This is a genomic window from Granulicella sp. S190 (genome assembly GCF_009766095.1).
Taxonomy (GTDB): Bacteria; Acidobacteriota; Terriglobia; order Terriglobales; family Acidobacteriaceae; genus Edaphobacter.
On sequence record NZ_LMUD01000016.1, the window covers coordinates 277,924 to 299,759 of the forward strand.

Consider the following 21,836-nt stretch of genomic DNA (forward strand, 5'->3'; position numbering starts at 1 on the left):
GTGAGGGTGCGATTTCGGCGTTGGCTGAGACTGCGATCCCTCGTCTGTGCCGCAGAATGCCGAGAAGGCGGCATCCGTACAGGCAAACAGCGCAAAACGAAATACAGGGGATCCTTGGCTGGGCTCAGGAGACTACCAAGGGCTTGATTGAGGACAAGCAACTACAGAAGCAGATCCCTAACGGGATGACAACCAAAAAGACAGGACAAGACAAGATAGGACAGGATAAGCAGGCTAACAGGAACAAGCGCTCAGTTTTCTTTGCGCTGATGAGAATGATTGTTGAGTTAGTGGAAGATGACGGTGGCGTGGGCTTGGTGGGTGAAGTGGTCATAGAAGAGGGTGTAGCCGGCGTGGTTGCCGCTTTCGACTTGGAAGAGGAGCTCGGAGTGGCCCTCGTGGGCGAAGTCGGCTGTGCCGGCGAGGTGCATGAGGAGGCCGAGATGCTGGACCTGGCCGGTGGGGGAGATGGCAAACCAGTGATCAACCCAGGCGTCGTCGGGTGGGCCGTCGCAGAGATAGCCCCTGAGTGTAATTTGAAGGATGCGCCAGTTTTTGTTTGAGATGTAGGATGCGCCTGATTCAAGCTTTGTGTCTTCGATGGTGGTGTCGTGGTAGTTCGATGGTGAGTTGCTGGTGGTTTGCGTGCAGTTCTTTGGGTGGGGGTAGAGCTTGTGAAAGGCCTGAAGGACGTGAGTGACATCGAGGGGAAAGGGAGCGGCGGGCTGCCAGTTGTCGGGGTCTTGAAGGGTGGGTAGGGTGGTGGCAAGGATGGCGTGGGGTATGGCGGGGCGGTACGGAGCGGGGCTCGGTTCGAGCTTGGATATGGTCCCGGGGTTAGTGATGGCCTGAAGGCCGATCTCCGAATAGAAGTGATAGGCCGCGGGTATGGTCGCGGTGACGTTCGCGACGGGTTTGCGTTCCTTGATGAGAGTCCAGGTAGTGACGGGAGGAAAGACGTGAGGGATGGTCTTGAGGCAGACTTCGTCCTGGCAGGTGGCGTTATAGGAGCGCCATTGCTGGCCGGACTGGTAGAAGAGGACGCGGATGCCGGGTGCAGAGAGATCGCTTCCGTTGCCAAAGGCGTTGGATTCGAAGATGCCGATAAGGGGCTTCTGCGCTGAGGCTGCGAGGGGGAAGAGAAGAAGCAGGAGGGTGAGGACTCGTGGCTTCATGGTGGGGGTAGTGTACTCATTGCAGTAGCGATCAAGGATTTCAATTTTCGTAGTTGCTGAATGCTGTTCCTTGGCACTCAATTTTATGAGTGCAACATGACTCCCGGAGGGTTGACGATCGGGGAGCTGAACTCAATCGGTGACGAGAGGCGCGTTTCTAATGGAATGCTCGGTGAGCGCAGATTTTTCGGTGACGAAAGGCGAGATTGTGATCCTCTGAGCGCTGGTCAATGATTAGCAGGCGTCCCGTCGGACCAGTGGTCAACCTTGACGAGAAAAACGGTCATCCTGTCTTCCGGTACATACCCAGCCATTGTCGGCACGTTCGGCAGATTGGCTCCCCAACTTTTTGCCGCGTCACCCGGCACGTACCACATCATGTGCGGATGCCAGTGCATGTCATCGTCGCTGAGATACTGCTGCCTGGACATCATGTAGCACATCGCATTCGGCTCCAGTGCGGGCAGTTCTTGTTTGTCCATTGCCGCTTTGAGGGCCTGCGCGATTTCCATCTTCGACTTTCCGGCGAGCACCAGTTTGGTTTTCATCAGGACAATGGGTAGATAGGTCTTCGCGGCTTGGGCATTCAAGCAGTGCGGGGCGCTCACTTTGGGGTTCCAGAACTCCGGGTCGTCAGTGGACTTGGCCCAAGCTCGCTCTACCAGACAGACAAACCCATTTCCGCCTTTGAGTGCTGTCACATATCCGTCCTTCGTCAGGACCAACACCTCGGCTCCGTCCGAAATCGATGCGGGAGCGGCACTGCGAGCGAGCTCGATCTCTGACGCCTTCTCCGGGATGAGGTACTGAGAGAGAGGAGCTGCGACCGGATATGGAGCCGACGGCGCCTGCGCTCGGATCTGTTTGTTTGCGCCGGCTACGACAGCCCCCACAAAGAATACGAGAGTGACAAGACTGATCAATGGCTTCGGCATGGAGTTCTCCAGTACACGTATTTTCCGCTTCCTGTCCGCGTCATCCGGCCCAGGTCTCGCCAACACGCTGCGCTGCGGATAGCTTACTTGCGAGACTTTGAGTGCCTGGCTCTTTTAGCAGGGGCTCTTTTTGCTGCGCGCTTCCTGATTGGTTTCTTTTTGCTGCCTTTGGAGTTGGTGTTGGAGGTAGAGGGGTTGACTACGGCGATGAGTTTGGTGCCGATGGGGGAGCCGAGGCCGGTGCAGGGATCCCAGCCGGGGCCGGCCTTGAAGCCTATCGGAGTGCCGGTGAAGTTGGTGCCGGAGGTGATGTCGTTGAAGGCGGCTTTGCCTTTGGCGGCGTAGATGGCGGGTTGGATGAAACCTGCGGAGGTTCCGTTCTGTGCGTTGGCGACGGCGATGAGGCCGGCCCAGAGAGGCGCGACGGCGCTGGTGCCGCCGATGACCATGTCTTTGCCGTCGACGCGAATGGCGTAGCCGGTGGAAGGGTCAGCGTCGCCGGAGACGTCGGGGACACCGCGGCCACCTGCCGGGTTGGTGGGTTTGGGAACGCCTGCGTTGGCTTGCCAGGAGGGCAGCGGAAAGACGTTGCTGACGCCGCCGCCGGTTGCGCCTTCGTTGTTGGTGAGCTCGTTCCAGACGACCTCGGAGGAGATGGAGGAGCCGCTGCCCTGAAGCGCGGTTCCACCGCACGCGAGGACGTGAGGGCTGGAGGCGGGGAAGTCGACGTGGTTCTGGCTGTCGGTGACGCCGTCAGTGGAGCCGTCGTCTCCGGCAGCGACGGTGATGGTGATGCCGAGGGCGGCGGCGGACTGGCAGGCGGCATCGAGCGCGGTGATGGCCTGTGAGGTCCAGGTGGACTCGGGGCCGCCCCAACTTATGGAGATGACGCTGGGCTTGTTGGTGGTGTCGTGGACGGCGGTGGCGATGGCGTCGATGAAGCCCTGATCGGTGTTGGGGGTGAAGTAGACGACGATCTTTGCGCCTGGGGCTACGGCAGCGGCGACCTCGATGTCGAGCATGACTTCGCCGTCGGCGCTGCTGGCCGTGGTGGGGGTGTTTTTGCCGCCGTCGACCAGGACGGCTGTGACTGAGGGGGCCTTCTGGCCGAGGGATTTGAAGTAGGTCTTGAGGTCAGCTGGCTTGTAACCTCCGCCTAGCTCGATGATGCCGATGGTTTGGCCTGCGGCCGAGGCGTTTGGCGGGAACTGGTAGAGCGCGGCGATCTGAACGGGGGTGAAGGAGGTGTTGGCTCCGGCGGCGTGGGGATGGGCGAAACCTGCGCCCTGGGCGGTCTTTGCGCCGATGTCGCCGGCCTGGCCTGCGATGCGAAAGTGGGGGTGGGCCTGGGGGCGGTTGTCGAGGCCGAGGACGGCTTCTACTGGGCCGACGAGTTCGGTGGGGAGAGTGATGCTGCCCTCGCGGACGCGATAGGTGGCTCCGTCGTGGGTCTTGTGTACGAGCGTGACACCGAAGGCCTTTTGCATGGCGGCGATGGTGCCGTTGAGCTTGATGGTGCGGCGCTCAGGGCCGGGGGTGTCGGGCGCAACGGTGAGGCCGTACTCTTTGGCGAAGGCGCGGACGAGCTTGACGGCGGCGGGGTCGGCACCGTGGTTCTTCTTGTACTGGGCGTGGGTCAGACGCTGCTTGCCAGTGCGGTTGGCGGCCTTGAGCGCGGTCTTGCGACGGACGACGACGGAGACGGTGATTCTTGTGGCTGCGGGTGCAGGCTTTTCACCGACGGTTTGGGCGGTGTGGGCGAAGGCGGCTTTTTCGCTGCCGGGAAGGACGGTGCGCGGAGAGGCTGAGATGTGGGGGGTGGATTTTTTCTTCGTGGCCATGAGGTGATCCTCCAGAGTTGGGGATGGGATTGCGTGGGCCGATGCTTAGCGAGATTTGCGAACACCCATACTATGCCTGCTTCGGGGAGGAAGGAAGTCAGAGTCGGGTGAATCTTTTAGACGCCAAGAGGATAGTGCACGAAGGTGCGGGATCGTATCGCAGCTCTGCGAGAGAGCGTCGAGATGGTCCTGATTGAACGTGAGTGGTGCTGGTTAGAAGTGGCGCAAGGGTTCTGTGGGGGTGGCGGATTTGTAGTCGGGATCGCCGGGGATGGGGTCGAGGTTAGAGCGGAGGTCGGCGCTGCGCTCGAGGGATCGGCTGACGATGTCGCGGGAGCCGAGGCCGACGGCGAGGGAGAGGGTGAGGACGATGCCACCGAAGAGGATTCCAAAGGCGAGCTCGACGACGGCGCCACCGATTTGCAGGTGGTCGAGGACCATGGCGGCGGTGAGGACGAGGACGAGCCATTTGATGCCGAGAGAGAGGAAGCGGGCGTACTGGAGCTTGGCGTTGACGGCGCCGATGAGGACGGAGCGCTCGAGGAAGCGGGCGATGAGGGTGCCGCAGATGAGGAGGAGAACGGCTCCGATCGAGTGGGTGAGGTAAGGGAGGACGAAGAGGGATATCTGGGATTCGCCCGGGAAGGCGGCGTCGAAGGCGGAGATACCGATGAAGCAGCCGATGGCGACGCATGCCCAGAAGACGGCGCGGGCGATGAGGGCGGTGGGGCTATGCGCGGGAGACCAGTCGGAGATCGTGGCGGAGGAGTTGCGGGCGAGGCGCTCATCGAACTTGGCGGCGGTGAGACTGCGACGAAGAAGTGCGGCCAGGCCCATGCCAATGGCGGTCATAACGACGAGCGCGAGCAGAAGCGCGATGAGGGCGGGGAGAAAGCTGGCCAGTTTGAAGAGAACCTGGTGAGCGGATTGGCGGAGCGCTTGTTCGACTTGTTGCCACATGAGTTGTCCCTCTAGTTCTTTGTTGTCAATTCTCAGTTGCCGGTTCTCAGATGCCAGGCTCAGTGCCGGTTGTCAGTTTTCTGTTCAGCGTGTTTCCGTGATGGCTTTGCCGTTTCTTTTTTTGAGGTGCTTTTCTAAGGGTTGAAGCGGTCGGGCCAGCGCCAGCGCGATACGAGATAGGGTTTGTCGGCTTCAAATGCGAGGGCTAGATCCTGAATGTGTTTTTCCGGTGCGGTGCCTGTGCTGATGAGGGTGAGATGAGAGGCGACCCAAGCGAGATAGAGAGGGGTGAGCGCGCCGAGCAGGTGACCGCGGTTGATGGTCCGGAGACGATAGGCGAGGACGAAATCGTAGACGATGCGAGCCCAGAGGTTGTCGGGCATGCGAAAGCTTTCCGGCTGCATGATGGAGAGCTTCTTGAGGCCGAGGAGCGAGTTGGGCGGCAGGACGAGAGACCAGATCTCGTGAAGGTTGGAGTAGGCGAGGCGGAAGGCCTCGAGCATGGATGCGGTTTCTGGCGGCTCGGCGACGGAGGAGGTTTGGGGCAGGAGGGGGGCTGGTTGGGTGCCGCGAGCCCGCTGCCAGAAGGAGGCCTTCGCATCAACGTCGGCGAAGAGAGAGCCGGCGATCTGGGCGAGGAGGCTGTTGAGATCGCGTGCGGCCGGCTGCGGGAGGGTGCGGGGGTTGATTTCTACCTCGGCGACGGTGAAGTTGGCGGTGGCGGCTTCGGCGAGCGGCCAGATGAGGGAGTCGTCCTGTGAGGTCGCGGTGTAGCGTTGTGCGGTGGCTGCGAGACGGTTGGCCATACGGAGGGAGAGGCCGAGGTCGATGGCGAGGGGAAAGCGCGGGCGGGTGCCGAAGAGCGCTCGGGTGACGGGGTAGAGTATTGCGGAGTTAACGAGGCCTTCGCGAGGGCCGAGGTCGTAGTGGGCGATGGAGAGATCGGCAGTGAGGGTGGATTTTGCGAGAGCGCGGACAGCCTCAGGTTGAAGAGACTGGCACTCGGAGCCGAGGAGGAGGCAACTGGTGGCGTGGTTCTCCTGTGCGAGCTTGTAGGTGTTGACGTAGTCCGCTGCGGTGAGTACCCATGGGGTAGCGGAGACTGCGGTGGGCGTGTAGGGGATGAGGCGGAGCGGACTGCCGGAGGAGAGTTGCGGGGCGGCGTCGGGGGTGGCGACGAGGACAGTGTCATTGGGGAAGGCAAGGGCGAGATTGGCGAGGGTGATCTCGAAGGCCTCTTGCGGGAGAGAAACCAGGCTGATTAGGAGACTGGCCGCTTCGTGCAACGGCTGAGGGTGCGGCGTGTTGGTCGCGTTCGAGGCGAGGTCGGTATTTGTCTGCGCGGAGGCCATCGTGCGATGTGGACTTTCTCGATTCGTTTAGTGGTGGCTCAGATGATTGGGGTCAGCCGGTTTTTTCTTAAGGCCGGAGGTGGGTTCCTGCCGTGAGTGTACTGCCGATTTTGAAGCTGCGCGAGAGAGGGGTGACAGGTCAAGAGGATTCGTATTCGAACGTTGTCTCAAAAATTTCCCTTCTTATATTGATCGGCATGTTTCTTTGCTGCACCTTAATCTTTCCTTTTGCGCATCTTACGGATTGGAACTGCTCTTTAGAGAGATGCGCGGTGCACCGTATGTGGTTGCTGACAAGGTGAATACGTTTGTGGAAGCGGGAGATTATGGCAGAGCTGAAGAAGAAGAGTACGGGACCGCTGCATGGTTCGCGGATTGAAGACTATTGCATGATCGGGGACTGCGAGACGGCGGCTCTGGTGTCGAAAGGTGGGTCGATCGACTGGCTGTGCTGGCCTACTTTTCCGTCAGCGGCTTGTTTCGCCGCGCTGCTAGGGACACGCGACCATGGGTTCTGGCAGATTGCGCCCAAGGGGAAGATGAAGGCGGTGAAGCGCGAGTATGAAGCTCATACGCTGATCGTCCAGACGACGTTCGAGACCAGGGAGGGTGAGGTCTGCATGATTGATTTTATGCCTCAGCGAGAGAAGCACTCGCGCGTGGTGCGGATGGTGCGTGGAGTTCGCGGCAGAGTGAAGATGCAGATGGATCTGGCGATTCGATTCGACTATGGGAGGACGGTTCCGTGGGTAACCGGAACCGAAGATGGGTTGCGAGCGATTGCCGGCGCCGACATGATCTCTTTGCGAACGGAGGTGCCGTTGCGCGGCGAAGGACTGACTACGCGAGGCGAGTTCACGGTACGCGAGGGCGAGACGATTAGTTTTACGCTGACCAACTCGTCGTCGCTCGAGAAGGTTCCACCTCGGCTTGATGTTGAGAAGGCGCTGGCGGAGACACAGAGATACTGGACGAGGTGGGCACGAAAGAGCCAGTATAAGGGACCGTACGCCGATGCCGTCGAGCGGTCGCTGATTACTTTGAAGGCGATGACGTATAAGCCTTCCGGAGGGATTGTGGCGGCGGTGACGACGTCGCTGCCGGAGAGGATAGGCGGCCCGCGCAACTGGGACTATCGCTACTGCTGGCTGCGCGATACGGCATTTACGCTGCTGATTTTGATGCAGGCGGGATTTGTGGACGAAGCTGTGGAGTGGCGCAAGTGGCTGCTTCGCGCCATTGCCGGAGCGCCGGACCAGGTGCAAACGATCTATGGAGTGTGCGGCGAGCGGCAGATGGTGGAGTGGGAGGCAGACTGGCTGCCGGGATACGAAGGATCCAAGCCGGTGCGGATAGGCAATGCGGCGGTGGACCAGTTTCAACTGGATGTGTTCGGCGAGGTGGCGGCGGCGCTGTCGAGGATCCCGGAGGAGGATGACGAGATTCGCGTTTCGTCGAACTCGGTGCAGGCAGCCTTCATCAATCACCTGTGCGAGGTGTGGCCTGAACCGGATGAGGGGATATGGGAGACACGCGGTGGCGCAAAGCACTTTACGCACTCTAAGGTGATGGCATGGGTGGCGCTGGACAGGGCAATCAGACACCATGAGCAGCACGGCGGGAAAGGGAACGTGAAGCGATGGAAGAAGAATCGCGAGATGCTGCACCGGGAGGTTTGCCGGAAGGGGTTCGATAAGAAGTTGAATTGCTTTGTGCAGTCTTACGGCTCGAAGCAACTGGATGCGTCGTGCCTGCGGATTGGGCTGGTGGGATTTTTGCCGATGGAGGATCCGCGAGTGATCGGCACGATTGAGGCGATCGAGAAGGGATTGATGAAGGATGGTTTTGTGGAGCGGTATGACACGAAGAAGACGAAGGATGGACTTGCAGGAAGCGAGGGTGCATTTCTGGCATGCAGCTTCTGGCTGGTGACGAACCTGTGGCTGATCGGGAGGCAGTCGGATGCAAAGTTGATGTTTGAACGGCTACTGAAGTTGCGCAATGATGTGGGGCTCTTGTCGGAGGAGTACGATCCGGTGGGAAGGCGCATGGTGGGAAATTTTCCTCAGGCACTGTCGCATATTGCGCTGCTCCACTCGGCTTTTGCCATGTCCGGGCTCTGGGTTCCGGAGAAGAAGACTGCGAAGAAAACTTCGTCGCAAGGAAGATCAAGCGTGTGAAGTAGGTTCGTTTGTGCAGATCTGAGAGTGCGTTCGAGAGGTGGGGAGCGCTCGGAAGTTTCCTGAATTCAGCGGCTGGCGATTGGGATGCAACCAACGAGAGCCTCTGTGTCTCTAACGAGTTACCTGGATTATTTTGATGGAATTTTGTGTGCGACTCTCTGCCTTGCCTCCTGAACGGTACTTTGATTGGTTGATGAATGTTACGGATTCCAGGCTCTACTTACAGACTGCAACTCCATAAGGATTTTACGTTCGATGATGCGGCGAAGATCGCTGCCTATCTGCGTGCTCTTGGTGTCTCGCACGTGTATAGCTCTCCATATCTGCAGGCTGCTCCGGGAAGCATGCACGGGTACGATGTTGTCGACCATCAGAAGGTGAATGAAGAGCTGGGCGGCGCGGAGGCGCATGACCGATTCTGCAAGTCGCTGGGCGAGGCGGGGCTGGGGCAGGTGCTGGATATTGTGCCGAACCATATGTCGCTCGGCAAAGAGAATAGATTCTGGTGGGATGTGCTGGAGAATGGGACGTCTAGCCGGTATGCGTCGTTTTTCGATATCGACTGGCAGCCGCAGGAGGAGCGGCTGAGGGATAAAGTGCTGGTGCCGATTCTTGGCGACCAGTACGGACGCGTGCTGCGGTCGGGTGGCATCAAGGTGGTGCGACGCGGGGTGAAGTTCCAGGTGGAGTGCTCGGGGCAGTCGCTGCCGGTGTCGCCACCGTCATTGCCGGTGATTTTAACGCGCGCGGCGGAGTATGCGAAGTCGGATACGCTGAGTTTTCTTGCGGCTTCGTTTGGACGGTTGCCGGCGCCGGAGTATGTGGACCGGCGAACGATTCTGGCGCGGCATCGGGATAAGGTGGTGTTGTTTACGCTGCTGGAAAGGCTGTGCGCGGAGGAGCCTGGAATCTTCGAGGCGATGGACAAGGCGTTGGTGGAGATGAATGAAGATCTGGATGCCGTGGATGATTTTCTGAACCAGCAGAACTATCGGCTGGCTTACTGGAAGACGGCGGATCAGCAGCTGAGCTACCGGCGCTTCTTCGATGTGAATACGCTGATAGGGTTGCGGGTGGAGCGGGAGTACGTGTTTGAAGAGACGCATGCGCTGGTGCTGGACTGGTTGCGACGGGGAGTACTGGACGGGGTGAGGGTGGATCATCCGGACGGGTTGCGTGATCCGAGAGAGTACTTCAAACGGCTGCGCGAGCGAGCACCGGATGCGTGGGTGATTGGCGAGAAGATTTTGGAGCCAGGGGAGTTTCTGCGCGAGGACTGGCCAATTGAAGGGACCAGCGGGTATGACTTTTTGAATGTCGCAGCGGGTGTGCTGGTTGCGCCTGAGGGGATGATGGAGCTGAGCACGATCTATGCGGATTTTACTGGACAGCCTACGGACTTTCACGCGATTGCGCATGAGAAGAAGATCAATGTTTCGCAGGAGGCTTTGGGCAGCGATGTAAATCGGCTGACGTCGATCTTTGTGGAGATCTGCGAGGCGAATCGAGATGAGCGCGACTACACGCGGGCTGAGGTGAGGCGAGCGATTCGCGAGGTGGCGGCTTGCTTCGGTATCTATCGGACCTACGTGGTACCGGAGCGCGATGAGATTACCGATGAAGACCGCGTGTACATTATGCAGGCCACGGATTGCGCGAAGGAGACGCGCCAGGATATCGATGGGGGGTTGTTCGATTTTCTTTGCGACGTGTTGACGATGAAGGTCAAGGGGAGGCTGGAGAGCGAGTTTCTGCTGCGCTTCCAGCAGTTCACGGGACCGGTGATGGCGAAGGGCGTGGAGGATACGGCGTTCTATTGCTACAACCGGTTGACGGGCATGAATGAGGTTGGGAGCGATCCAGGGCGCGGGGGATTGAGTGTCGAGGAGTTTCATATCTACTGCGCGAAGATGCAGGAGACGCATCCTTGCACGATGACGACGCTGTCGACGCATGACACCAAGCGCAGCGATGATGTGAGGGCACGGCTGGCGGTACTGTCGGAGATACCGGGGAAGTTTGGTGCGGCGATTCAGCGCTGGTCGCGAATGAACAATGCATTTCGCGCGCGGAAGCCGGGTGTGGAACCTCTGCCGGACCGGAACACGGAGTACTTTCTTTACCAGACGCTGATTGGTGCGTGGCCGCTGCCGATGGACCGTGCGCAGGCTTACATGATGAAGGCGGTGCGTGAGGCGAAGCAACAGACAAGCTGGGTGGCGAACAATAAGGAGTTTGAAGACGCTCTGAATCTGTTTCTGGAGTTTACGTATAACTACGCGCCGTTTCAGCGGGAGCTGCAGCAGTTTGTGGAGAGAATTCTTGAGCCTGGGCGAGTGAACTCGCTGGCACAGACGCTGTTGAAGTACACCGCGCCGGGTGTGCCGGATCTGTACCAGGGGACGGAGTTGTGGGATTTGAGCCTTGTCGATCCCGATAACAGGCGCCCGGTGGACTATGCGCTGCGGCAGCGACTGTTGAAGGAGCTGCTGGAGATGACCGGGCAGGAAGCGGCAGCGCAGGTGATGGCCAGGGTGGATGAGGGTCTCCCGAAGATGTGGACGATTCACAAGGCGCTGCAGCTGAGGCGCGAACGGCCGCGGTCGTTTGGCGCAGAGGCGGACTATGTTCCGCTGATGGTGGATGGAGCGAAACATGATCACGTGATTGCGTATCTGCGTGGCGAGAATGTGGTAACGGTGGTGCCAAGGCTGACGGTGAAGCTGGCTGGGGTGTGGAAGGATACGTCGGTAACGCTGCCTGAGGGACGGTGGCGGAATCGTATGACGGGGGAGATGGTTGAAGGCGGCGAGGTTGGAGTGAAGGGATTGTTGAAGGAGTTTCCGGTGGCGTTGCTGGCGCGTGAGGATGTGGGGGAGATGGCAGATGCATGAGTTCAGGGTGTGGGCGCCGAAGGTGGAGAAGGTGGGCGTCAAAGTTGGCGACACTACGTTTGCGATGAATGGGCCAGACGAGTATGGATGGTGGAGCGCGCCGGTGCAGCAGGCGAGACCGGGGACCGATTATGGGTTCGTGCTGGGGAATGACCCGAAGGCGTGGCCCGATCCGAGGTCGGAGTGGCAGCCCGAGGGAGTGCATGGCTTGTCGCGAGTGTATGACCAGAGCGCTTTTGCGTGGAGCGATAACAGATGGGATGCGCCTCCTCTGGAGAAGGCTGTGATCTATGAGCTGCATGTAGGGACGTTTACCGTGCAGGGAACGTTCGATGCAGCGATTGAGAGGCTGGCGTATTTGTGGGAGCTTGGCATTACGCATGTCGAGTTGATGCCGGTGGCGGCGTTTCCTGGAGGACATGGCTGGGGCTATGACGGGGCTGCGCTGTTTGCGGTGACGCAGCAGTATGGCGGACCGGATGGGTTGAAGCGGCTGGTGGATGCGTGCCATGCGCGCGGTCTGGCAGTGCTGCTGGATGTGGTTTACAACCACTTTGGGCCGGTGGGGAACTACTCAGGCAAGTACGGACCTTACATCACGGAGAAGCACCACACTCCGTGGGGCGGGGCGGTGAACTTTGAAGACGCCGGTAGTGACGAGGTGCGGCGTTTCTTCGTCGACAATGCGTTGATGTGGATGAGGGAGTACCACATCGATGGACTACGGCTGGATGCGGTGCATGAGTATGTCGACCGATCGGCGGTTCATTTTATGGAGCAGCTCTCGGCAGAGATTGCTGACCTGTCTGCGGAGTTGGGACGGCGATTGGTGTTGATTGCCGAGAGCGATTTGAACGATCCGAGGGTGGTGACTCCCGCGGAAGCGGGCGGGTACGGAATGGACGCGCAGTGGAGCGATGATTTTCATCATGCGCTGTTTACGGTGCTGACGGCGGAGGGTAACGAGAAGGGATACTACGGCGACTTTGGAAGCTTCGAGAAGCTGGCGAAGTCTTTGACGAAGAACTTTGTGCAGGATGGAACGTATTCGACCTATCGACGGCGCACGCACGGGCGGCCTGCGGATTCTTTGTCGCCGCATCGTTTCTTGGGATATATCCAGAATCACGATCAGGTGGGGAACCGTGCTGTAGGAGACAGACTGGACCAGACGGTGGGGATGAATCGGGCGAAGGTGGCTGCAGCGCTGGTGCTGACAGCTCCTTTTATTCCGATGATCTTTCAGGGGGAGGAGTATGCGGCGTCGACGCCCTTTCAGTACTTCGCGGATCATGAAGATCCGGAGATGGCGAAGTCGGTGAAGGCAGGTCGGCAGGGCGAGTTTGCGGCATTTGGATGGAACCCTGAAGACATTCCCGATCCGGAGAAGGTGGAAACGTTTCTGCGTTCGAAGCTGAACTGGACGGAGGTGCATGAAGGACGACATGAGGAGATGCTGGAGTGGTATCGCCGATTGATTGCACTGCGGCGAGGGTCGGCGGCTTTGAACGATGGAACTCCCGGGCATGTGAAGGCGAGCTTCGATGAGGAAGGGCGATGGTTGGTGATGGAACGCGGACGAGTGGCGATGATGTGCAACCTGGGGCAGAAGCAGCTCGAATTGCCTGCCTCTGAAAGGCTGTCATTGCTGTTGGGTTCTCAATCCGGAGTTGAGATCAAGGGTGGGAAGGTGATTCTGCCCGCAGATAGTGTTGCGATTCTGTCCGGCGAGTAGAGGCTTTGGGATTTTGATGTGGTCCTGCTCTTTCGGACATGCAGTGGGCGCAGGAACGCAAAGCAGTTAGCATGGAAAGGTGGGTCGGAGTTGTCGGTTTGACTTCGATTTCTTCAAGCCAATGCTTTCGCTGCCCAGGGAAACTTTTGCGTTGCTTACTCGTCTTCTTTAGTGGATGGCGACTTGGAGGGAGTAAATCTTCAAGCGACCGGCGAGAATGTGACCGGACTGCACTTGAGGAAGAAGATCATGTTGAAAAAATCTGGAATCTTCCAGGCAGCGATATGGTGCGCTGGTTTGCTGCTTCCGGTTGCTGCGTTTTCAGCCGGCGATCTGATGGCAATGGCGCAGAGTCCGGCTGCTGTTTCTTCACCTGCGGCTGTGCGTCAGATCGGTACGGTAAAGACGATTGCCGGGAGCATCCTGACGCTGAAGACCGATGCGGGGCAGGAGGTTGCTGTGAGCGTTGCCGATGGGGCGCGCGTTCTGCAACTGGCACCGGGCAGCACTGATTTGAAGACCGCACAGACGATTACTCTTGCGAACATTGCGGTGGGCGACCGGGTGCTGGTGAGCGGTAAGGCCGGAGATACTGCTGGTGGCTTGACGGCTTCGCGCGTGATCCTGATGAAGTCTTCTGACATTGCGCAGAAGCACGAGGCGGAGCAGGCGGACTGGCAGAAGCGTGGGACCGGCGGGATTGTGAACGCAGTGGATGCCGCGAGTGGAACGATGACGGTTTCGGTAGGTGCGAAGAAGCTCACGGTGAAGACGTCGAGTGCGACGATGTTTCGTCGCTATGCGGGTGACTCGGTGAAGTTTGAAGATGCGAAGCCAGGGACGCTGCCCCAGATACAGATGGGCGATCAGCTTCGCGTGCGCGGGGCGAAGTCCGAGGATGGCTCCTCGATCCAGGCGGAGGAGGTGGTTAGCGGCTCGTTCAAGAACCTGGCGGGGCTGATTGCGACGATTGACGCGGCCAAGGGTACGGTGACGTTGAAGGACCTGGCGACAAAGAAGACTGTGACGGTGACGCTGACGGCGAACTCGAACCTGCGGGCGCTGCCGCCACAGGCTGCAGCGCGGTTTGCGGCTCGGGCGAAGGGTGCGACAGGCGGTGAGTCACAGGCTGCTGCGCAGGTTGGAGGCCAAGGCAGTGGAGGCGCGGGCGGGGAGCATGCGGGTGGCTCGGAGCACTCTGCAGTGATGGATCTTTCTCAGATGGTGAGCCGGTTGCCGAACCAGACGGTTGCCGATTTGAAGGTGGGAGATGCCGTGATGATCGTCGCGTCGCAGCCAGACCCGACGAGCAGTACGGTGACGTGCGTGACTTTGCTGTCGGGAGTGGAGCCAATTCTGGCGGCGACACCGAGCGGCGGCCCGGTGTTGACTCTTTCTCCCTGGAGCCTAGGCGGGGGCGCTGACAGCGGAGCACAGTAATTTTTTGACTTGCGAGAACGAAAATATTTAGGAGCAGTAATGTCATTTCGCGCAGCCTTGAAGATCTCTTTTCTTTTTTTTATCGCACTGATGCCGAAGGTTACGCGCGCCCAACAGACGGGTGCGACGGTGCATGGAGTTGTAGCTGATCCCGAGAGTGCTGTGATTCCCGGTGCGACGGTGACGTTGAGTCCGACTGCAGGCAAGGCGTTGATTACGCAGTCGCAGAGCGATGGGACGTATGTGCTGCATGGAGTTTCTGCGGGGACTTATTCGCTGACGGTGACGATGAAGGGGTTTGCGTCGTATGTGAAGCTTGGCGTCAGGATTGCGACGGGACAGGATGCGGCGCTCGATGCAAAAATGGCGATTCAAGAGCAGCAGCAAGAGGTGAACGTCAGTGCGCAAGGTGCGCAGGTGAGCGTGGACTCCGATAGCAATGCAAGTAGCACGGTGATCAAAGGGAAGGATCTCGATGCGCTTTCGGATGATCCGGACGAGCTGTCTTCTGAACTGACAGCTTTGGCTGGACCCGCGGCGGGACCAAATGGGGGGCAGATTTACGTGGATGGTTTTACCGGAGGGCAGCTGCCGCCGAAGTCTTCGATTCGCGAGATTCGCATCAATCAGAATCCATTTTCGGCGCAGTATGACAAGCTGGGCTATGGACGAGTCGAGGTGTTTACGAAGCCGGGCACGGATAAGTATCACGGGAATCTGAGCGTGCAGGGTGGGGATAACGCGTTCAATACTTCGAATCCGTTTTTGGGAGCTTCAAATACGCAGCCTCCGTATCACACGATCTTTGTGCTGGGAAGCGTGAGCGGTCCGATCAACCGGATTGCATCGTTCACGGTGGGCGGGTCGCATCGGACGATTCAGGACAACAACATCGTCAACCCCAGCGGATTTTATGCCAGCTCGGCTACGTCGTTGACGCCGTGCGCCCCGGGGGATCTGAGTTGCTCGTACTTTTCGTCGTATCCGGAGGCGGCTCGTGCGTTCTCGCATCCGCAGACGCGAAGCGATGTGAGCCCGCGCATCGACCTCGCTCTGGGCGAGAAGAACACGCTGACGGTGCGATACCAGTACAACGTGAACGGCCAGCAAAATAACGGTATCGGAAATACGAACCTCCCTGACGCCGGATACAACACCGAGACGACCGAGAATACGGTACAGATCAGCGACACGCAGATTCTAAGCCCGAAGGTGATCAATGAGACGCGGTTCGAGTACCAGCGAGACTACTCCACACAGAACCCGCTGAGCACGACGCCTACGCTGTCGGTCCAGGGAATCTTTACCTCTGGAGGATCGAGTCTGGGAACGCAGGCGAGCACGAGCACTCACCTTGAGGTGCAGAACTACAGCTCGATTGCGCTGGCGAAGAACTTCATTCGATTTGGTGGACGGCTGCGGACTACGAATGAGTCGCTCTCGTCGAACGAGGGATCGAATGGAACGTTTACTTATTCTTATTTGCTAGACCCTTGCTTTGACACAAATCCCGGCATCAAGAGACCGACTAACTGCAACGCTGCGGCGACGAAGCCTTGCGATGTTTTGAATGCGGGGATCTCGTCGTATCAGTGCGGACTGCCGGGGCAGTATGCGGTGACGGCGATCAACAAGTTGGAGGTTGGCGGCCGGCTAACCGATGTGGGTCTCTATGCGGAGGATGACTGGAAGCCGAAGGGGAACCTTACGATCACCTATGGGATTCGTCTGGAGGCGCAGAACGTGATCAATAGCGGGCATGACTTTGCGCCGCGGGCCTCGTTTGCTTATGGAATTCCGCGAGGCGGCGGCAAGTCCCCGGTGACGGTGGTTCGCGGGGGCTATGGGATCTTCTACGACCGTTTTACGCTGGCGAACTATCTGACGACGCTACAGGAGAACGGCGCTAACCAGGTGGCCTCTACGGTTATCAACCCCGGGAGCGGGTGTACGCCAGCGAATCCTTTGGCGTGCGGAGGTGCGTCTTCGAGCCGGCCGCAGACTTATTCGTTAGGAGATGGGATTCGCAGCTCGTACACGATGCAGGCGGCGATTGGGGTCGATCAGCAGCTGGGGCGAGCGGCGACGATGTCGGTGAACTATCTCAATGCTCGCGGGAATCATCAGTATCTGAGCCGGAACTTCTTCGATGCGGACACTCCGGGGACGCCTTATGACTTTCAGTTTCAGTCCGGTGGCGTTTACAAAGAGAATCAACTGTTGATCAACGGGAATGCACGCTTGAAGAAGGTGACGCTGTTCGGTTTCTACTCGTTGAACCTTGCGGATGCGAATACCTCGGGCTCGGGATTCTTTCCGACGAGCAATACCAATACAAAGGTGGATTACGGGCGCGCTTCGTTTACGCATGCGAGCTTTGCGGTGGTCGGCGGGAGTTGGCAGCTGCCGTATGCCTTCAGTGCCAGCCCCTTCATTATCGCGCAGTCGGGCACGCCATATAACCTGACGAGCGGACTCGATCCTACGGGGTCGACGATTTATAACGCGCGGCCGTTTTTCGCGAACGGTGACAGTGGGCGCTGCACGGTTTCGTCTGACTTCAGCGCAACGCAGACCGGAAGCCTGACGGCGGTGCCCATCAACTACTGCAACGGCCCGGCCAACTTTACGTTCAATCTTCGAGCTTCCCGGGTCTTTGGGTTTGGAGAGAAGACGGGCGGGAAGGGCGACTCGGCTCAAGACGGCAGGGGCGGGGGACGCGGCGGACCTGGTGGTGGTGGTCCGGGTGGTGGTGCTCGTGCTGGCGGTCCGGGTGGAGTTCGTGGAGGGTTTGGACCTCAAGGCTCCAGCTCCGGCCATCGTTATACCTTCACGCTGGGAGCGCAGGCCTTCAACCTGTTCAACGTGATTCCTTATGGGACGCCGACGAGTAGTTTGAGCTCGCCGCGATTTGGACAGTTCACTACGCTGGCGGCTGGCCCATTCAGCTCTGCAACTGCTGTTCGCCGGATTACGCTGCAGGCTACGTTCAACTTCTAAGGGCCCGAAGAGAGGGTGTCCTGCCGGACGCCCCACTGCGCGTGGGGCGGTCACTTCGTGGCTTGTATACCTTGTTTTTGGCGGACAAGAACTTCGCGTCTTCCCGTTGGTCGGAGTCCGGAGGCGGCTTTCGACCAACGGGTGCTATGGTTTGAAGTTTTTCTTCAGGGTCTGCCAGCAGGTGTAGTACTCGTGCTGGCGGGCAGCGGTATCCATGGCGAACTTGGTGGGACGGCAGACGAAGCGGGTTTCGAACATGAAGGCGAGCGTGCCTTCGAGTTTGACCGGCTTCAGGTCGGCTTTGCTGGCGCGGTCAAACGTCTCGGCGTCGGGACCGTGGCCGCTCATGCAGTTGTGCAGGCTGGCGCCGCCGGGAACGAAGCCCTCGGCCTTGGCGTCGTACTCTCCGGTGACGAGGCCCATGAACTCGTTCATGAAGTTGCGGTGGAACCAGGGCGGTCGGAAGGTGTGCTCGGCGACGATCCAGCGCGGAGGGAAGATGGCGAAGTCGACATTGGCTGTGCCCGGGAGCTCGCTGGGCGAGGTGAGGACGGTGTAGATGGATGGGTCGGGGTGATCGAAGCTGACGGAGTTGATGCAGTTGAAGCGGGCGAGGTCGTACTTGCAGGGGGCGTAGTTGCCGTGCCAGGCGACGACGTCGAGAGGCGAGTGGTCGAAGTCGGAGGCCCAGAGGTTGCCTTGGAATTTGGCGACGACCTGGAAGGTTGCGTTGTCGCGGTCGTCGTAGGCGGCGTGCGGGGTGTGGAAGTCGCGACTGTTGGCGAGGCCGTTAGCTCCGATGGGACCTAGTTCGGGCAGGCGGAAGGTCTGGCCGTAGTTTTCGAGGAGGTAGCCGCGTGCTTGTGGGTCGAGCAGCTCGACGCGGAACTTGATGCCGCGAGGGATGAGGGCGATCTCGCCGGGGGTGACTTCAAGGATGCCGAGTTCGGTGTGAAGCATGATGCGGCCTAGCTGGGGGACGAAGAGAAGCTCGCCGTCTGCGGAGTAGAAGAAGCGGTCGGTCATGCTCTTGGTCGCGGCGTAGATGTGGATGGCGACGCCGGAGTGCATGGTGAGGTCGCCGTTGCCGGCTAGGGTGGTAAGGCCGTCTACAAAATCAACTGGCGTCGTTGGTAGTGGTAGTGGATCCCAGCGGAGTTGGCTTGGTGTGGTTTCGACTTCGTTGAAAGGGGTTGAGCGGACCATGCCGTTGGCGATGCGCTCGTACGGTTTGTGCATAACGGAAGGGCGGATACGGTAGGTCCAGGTGCGCCGGTTCAGATGACGGGGCGCGGTGAAGGGACTGCCGCTGAGCTGCTCGGTGTAGAGGCCCAGGGGGGCTTTTTGCGGGGCGTTTTGACCGACGGGGAGAGCGCCGGAGTGAGCCTCGGTGGCGAACTCATTACCGAAGCCGCTGAAGTACTTGAGATTGGGCATGTTGATCCTCTTGGGTGTATCTGGTCTCGCTTGTATCAGTCTCGGGTCGACGCTTCCCGACGAACGGAGGAGGCTTCTCGACGACACAGAAGCTTAACCGAAAACTCGGGTCTTGTGTTGCGCTGCGGGGAAGTGCGTTAGTTGCTGTGGGAAGGTTCTGCGGCGGAGACCATGTACGGCTTTGTGGCGGGGTCACTGGGGGAGACTGCGGAGGAGATGACGACGGTCTTTGCGTTGAGGAACTCACGCATGCCTGCTGCGGAGAGCTCGTGGCCGTAGCCGGAGTGTTTGATGCCACCGAAGGGCAGGCGTGGATCGCTGGCGACCATGGCGTTGAGGAAGACGCCGCCGCACTGCAGCTCGGAGATGAAGCGCTGCTGCTCGGCAGGTTCGCGGGTCCAGGCGGAGGCGCTGAGGCCGAAGGGTGTGTCGTTGGCGATCTCGATGGCCTCGTTAATGTCCTGAACACGGAAGAGCATGGCGACGGGGCCGAAGAGCTCTTCGCGATAGACGGTAGAGGTGCGCGGAACGCCGGTGAGGACGGTGGGCTCGAAGTAGTTGCCTGCGCCGAGCATGCGTTCGCCACCGGTGAGGACGCGAGCGCCAACTCGTGTGGCAGCCTGGATCTGCTGCTCAAGGAGTTCGATGCCGTGGACAGTTGCGAGCGGGCCGATGTCGGTGTCCTGCTTCATGGGATCGCCGACGCGCATGGCTTCCATGCCGGCGACGAAGCGCGATTCGAAGACATCGTAGATTTCGTCGGCGATGAGGAAGCGTTTTGCGGCGATGCAGGACTGGCCGCTGTTGACACACCGGGCGCGGATGGCGGTGTCGATGGCGAGATCGAGGTCAGCGGAGGGCATAACGATGAAGGGATCGCTGCCGCCAAGTTCAAGAACGGATTTTTTGATGAGCCATCCAGCCTGAGCGCCGATGGCGCGACCGGCGGTTTCGCTACCGGTGACGGTGACGGCTACAACGCGTTCGTCGCCGAGGACGGTTTCGACCTGGTGGATCTCGAGGAGAAGGCTTTGGAAGGCACCGCGTGGAAAGCCTGCGCGGCGCACGAGAGATTCGATGGCGAGGGCGCACTGGGGGACATTGCCTGCGTGCTTCAACAGGGCGACATTGCCTGCCATGAGCGCGGGCGCGAGGAAGCGGAAGACCTGCCAAAAAGGAAAATTCCACGGCATGACGGCAAGGACAACGCCGAGTGGCTCCCAGCGGACGTAGCTGTAGTTATCGCCCGTGGGAATGGACTCCGCTGCGAGGATGCGTGCGGCGTGCTCGGCGTAGTAGCGGCAGACGTCGGCGCATTTGAGAATCTCGAGGCGGGCGGCGGCGAGCGGCTTGCCCATCTCCTCGGTGATGAGCGTGGAGAGGTCGTCGATCTCGTGCTCGAGGATGGAGGCAAGCTTGCGCATCCAGAGTGCGCGATGTTCGAGGGGGATGAGGGAGTAGGTGCGGAAGGATTCGGCAGCGAGTGCGATCTTCTGGCGCGCGGCATTGTCGGTGAGCGGCTCAAAGCTGCGTAACAGTTTGCCAGTAGCGGGATTGATGGATTCGATGGCCATGCCGAAAACGGAGTTACTCTGAGGCTAGTTTAGCAAGGACCGAGGCAAGGACACGTACCCCGAGAGTGGTATCTGCGGGAGTGGCATACTCGTCGGGCCTGTGGCTGACACCGTTGCGGCAGGGGATGAAGATCATGGCGATGGGTGCGATGCGGGCCATGAAGAGCGAGTCGTGATACGCGCGGCTGACCATTTTCTTATAAGGGATGTGTTGGGCGGCGCAGACCTCTTCGAGGAGTTCGACGATGTGCGGGGAAGACTGCGCCGGCGCGTCAGCGTTGACCAGCTCCTCGGTAATCTCAACCTTACGGCGGTGGCGTAGCTCTTCGCAGTCGCGGCGCACGGCTTGCATGACCGATTCGCGGCGGTCCGGATCAGTGTCGCGGATATCCAGCTGGAGGACGACGCGGCTGGGGACACTGTTGACCGCGCCTGGATGAACATCGCATGTGCCGACGGTGGCCACGGTGTCGATGGCTCCTGTGGCGAGGGCATGTTTCTCTATGGCGAGGATGAGCTCGGCGGCGGCGCAGAGGGCGTCTTTCCGGTCGGGCATGAGGAGCGCGCCTGCATGGCCGCCGAGACCCGTGATGGTGAAGCGATAGCCGGCGGGTGCGGCGATGCTGGTGACTATGCCGAGGGGGATGCCTTCGCGTTCGAGCAGAGGGCCTTGCTCGATGTGGAGCTCGATCCAGGCGTGGTAGTGGTTGGGGGGAAGCTGCGCGGACGAGAGTGATCCGGCGAAGCCTGCCGCGGTGCGCACGGTGGCGAGGGTGGCTTCGTCTTTGTCCTGCAGTGCGTCGGCGCGGATGGGGTCGAGGATTCCCGAAATCAAACGGCTGCCGAGACATCCTATGCCGAAGCGGGTGGGCTCTTCGGAGGTGAACATGATGAGCTCGATGGATCGGCGAGGGCGGAGGCCGCTTCGTTTGAGGGCTCGCATGGCTTCAAGGCCGCCGAGCACGCCGACCGTGCCGTCGTACATTCCGGCGTGGGGGATGGCGTCGGTGTGTGAGCCGGTGGCGACGGCGGGTAGCTGAGGCTCAGTTCCAGCCCAGCGGATAAAGATGTTGCCTACGGCGTCGACTCGAACTTGAAAGCCTTCTGTGGCCGCTAGTTCTTTCAGCCAGGCGCGGGCGCGGAGGTCGTCGAAGGAGAAGACAATGCGAGTGACGGCGGTGCCGTCGGTGACGGGCTCTGCGCCGGTGAAGGTGGCGAGGGTTTGAAGCTCGCTCATCAGCTGCGGCTGATTGATCTGGATTTGCTCTGCCAAACTTGTGTGCCTCCGGTTCCATGCGGGTTCGCTGCGG

General features: G+C 59.8%; 13 protein-coding genes. 5 read left to right on the forward strand and 8 right to left on the reverse strand.

Going from position 1 to position 21,836, the window contains the following annotated elements:
- Positions 1-287 precede the first annotated feature (287 nt).
- The 5 genes from GSQ94_RS10465 to GSQ94_RS10485 all read right to left on the reverse strand — a co-directional run bounded on the left by GSQ94_RS10465 (position 288) and on the right by GSQ94_RS10485 (position 6,263).
- Complete coding sequence (locus tag GSQ94_RS10465; protein WP_158943763.1) at positions 288-1,175, reverse strand: hypothetical protein; 888 nt, start codon at positions 1,173-1,175, stop codon at positions 288-290.
- A gap of 227 nt (positions 1,176-1,402) precedes the next feature.
- Positions 1,403-2,110, reverse strand: a complete 708-nt coding sequence (locus tag GSQ94_RS10470; protein ID WP_216843064.1) for a hypothetical protein — start codon at positions 2,108-2,110, stop codon at positions 1,403-1,405.
- 83 nt (positions 2,111-2,193) lie between these two features.
- Positions 2,194-3,951 (reverse strand): protease pro-enzyme activation domain-containing protein, encoded by a 1,758-nt coding sequence (locus GSQ94_RS10475; protein WP_158943765.1) that lies wholly within the window; start codon positions 3,949-3,951, stop codon positions 2,194-2,196.
- 213 nt (positions 3,952-4,164) lie between these two features.
- Entirely contained in the window at positions 4,165-4,911 is a 747-nt protein-coding gene (locus tag GSQ94_RS10480) for a hypothetical protein (protein ID WP_158943767.1), read from the reverse strand.
- Positions 4,912-5,045: 134 nt separating this feature from the next.
- On the reverse strand, positions 5,046-6,263 hold the full coding sequence (locus GSQ94_RS10485; RefSeq protein WP_158943769.1) for a hypothetical protein: 1,218 nt from the start codon (positions 6,261-6,263) through the stop codon (positions 5,046-5,048).
- Positions 6,264-6,589: 326 nt separating this feature from the next.
- Between GSQ94_RS10485 and GSQ94_RS10490 the strand changes: the two genes are divergently transcribed.
- The 5 genes from GSQ94_RS10490 to GSQ94_RS10510 all read left to right on the forward strand — a co-directional run bounded on the left by GSQ94_RS10490 (position 6,590) and on the right by GSQ94_RS10510 (position 17,515).
- Complete coding sequence (locus GSQ94_RS10490; protein WP_158943771.1) at positions 6,590-8,443, forward strand: glycoside hydrolase family 15 protein; 1,854 nt, start codon at positions 6,590-6,592, stop codon at positions 8,441-8,443.
- Between the two features lie 200 nt (positions 8,444-8,643).
- A complete protein-coding gene (gene treY / locus GSQ94_RS10495) occupies positions 8,644-11,340 on the forward strand; it encodes a malto-oligosyltrehalose synthase (RefSeq protein ID WP_158943773.1) in 2,697 nt (898 codons plus the stop codon).
- Entirely contained in the window at positions 11,333-13,075 is a 1,743-nt protein-coding gene (gene treZ / locus GSQ94_RS10500) for a malto-oligosyltrehalose trehalohydrolase (RefSeq protein ID WP_158943775.1), read from the forward strand. The genes treY and treZ overlap by 8 nt, the downstream gene beginning before the upstream one ends.
- A gap of 249 nt (positions 13,076-13,324) precedes the next feature.
- Positions 13,325-14,515, forward strand: a complete 1,191-nt coding sequence (locus tag GSQ94_RS10505; protein WP_254063787.1) for a DUF5666 domain-containing protein — start codon at positions 13,325-13,327, stop codon at positions 14,513-14,515.
- Positions 14,516-14,554: 39 nt separating this feature from the next.
- Positions 14,555-17,515 carry a carboxypeptidase-like regulatory domain-containing protein gene (locus GSQ94_RS10510; protein WP_158943777.1) on the forward strand — a complete coding sequence of 987 codons (2,961 nt, stop codon included), beginning with the start codon at positions 14,555-14,557 and terminating at the stop codon, positions 17,513-17,515.
- Between the two features lie 144 nt (positions 17,516-17,659).
- Here GSQ94_RS10510 and hmgA read toward each other — a convergent pair whose 3' ends face one another.
- From hmgA to GSQ94_RS10525, 3 genes are all read right to left on the reverse strand, one after another.
- Positions 17,660-18,952, reverse strand: a complete 1,293-nt coding sequence (gene hmgA, locus GSQ94_RS10515) for a homogentisate 1,2-dioxygenase (protein ID WP_158943779.1) — start codon at positions 18,950-18,952, stop codon at positions 17,660-17,662.
- A gap of 137 nt (positions 18,953-19,089) precedes the next feature.
- Positions 19,090-20,526, reverse strand: coding sequence for an NAD-dependent succinate-semialdehyde dehydrogenase (locus GSQ94_RS10520; RefSeq protein WP_158943781.1), 1,437 nt, complete (start codon positions 20,524-20,526; stop codon positions 19,090-19,092).
- Between the two features lie 13 nt (positions 20,527-20,539).
- The gene (locus GSQ94_RS10525; protein ID WP_254063788.1) at positions 20,540-21,799 is read right to left on the reverse strand and encodes a M20 family metallo-hydrolase; all 1,260 of its coding nucleotides are present in this window, start codon (positions 21,797-21,799) and stop codon (positions 20,540-20,542) included.
- Positions 21,800-21,836 lie beyond the last annotated feature (37 nt).

Bases quoted from the DNA above. Each gene is read 5' to 3' on its own strand.
- GSQ94_RS10470 (WP_216843064.1), bottom strand. From the start codon at position 2,110: ATGCCGAAGCCATTGATCAGTCTTGTCACTCTCGTATTCTTTGTGGGG.
- GSQ94_RS10505 (WP_254063787.1), top strand. From the start codon at position 13,325: ATGTTGAAAAAATCTGGAATCTTCCAGGCAGCGATATGGTGCGCTGGT.
- GSQ94_RS10480 (WP_158943767.1), bottom strand. From the start codon at position 4,911: ATGTGGCAACAAGTCGAACAAGCGCTCCGCCAATCCGCTCACCAGGTT.
- GSQ94_RS10475 (WP_158943765.1), bottom strand. From the start codon at position 3,951: ATGGCCACGAAGAAAAAATCCACCCCCCACATCTCAGCCTCTCCGCGC.
- treZ (WP_158943775.1), top strand. From the start codon at position 11,333: ATGCATGAGTTCAGGGTGTGGGCGCCGAAGGTGGAGAAGGTGGGCGTC.
- GSQ94_RS10510 (WP_158943777.1), top strand. From the start codon at position 14,555: ATGTCATTTCGCGCAGCCTTGAAGATCTCTTTTCTTTTTTTTATCGCA.
- GSQ94_RS10465 (WP_158943763.1), bottom strand. From the start codon at position 1,175: ATGAAGCCACGAGTCCTCACCCTCCTGCTTCTTCTCTTCCCCCTCGCA.
- hmgA (WP_158943779.1), bottom strand. From the start codon at position 18,952: ATGCCCAATCTCAAGTACTTCAGCGGCTTCGGTAATGAGTTCGCCACC.
- GSQ94_RS10490 (WP_158943771.1), top strand. From the start codon at position 6,590: ATGGCAGAGCTGAAGAAGAAGAGTACGGGACCGCTGCATGGTTCGCGG.
- treY (WP_158943773.1), top strand. From the start codon at position 8,644: ATGTTACGGATTCCAGGCTCTACTTACAGACTGCAACTCCATAAGGAT.
- GSQ94_RS10485 (WP_158943769.1), bottom strand. From the start codon at position 6,263: ATGGCCTCCGCGCAGACAAATACCGACCTCGCCTCGAACGCGACCAAC.
- GSQ94_RS10520 (WP_158943781.1), bottom strand. From the start codon at position 20,526: ATGGCCATCGAATCCATCAATCCCGCTACTGGCAAACTGTTACGCAGC.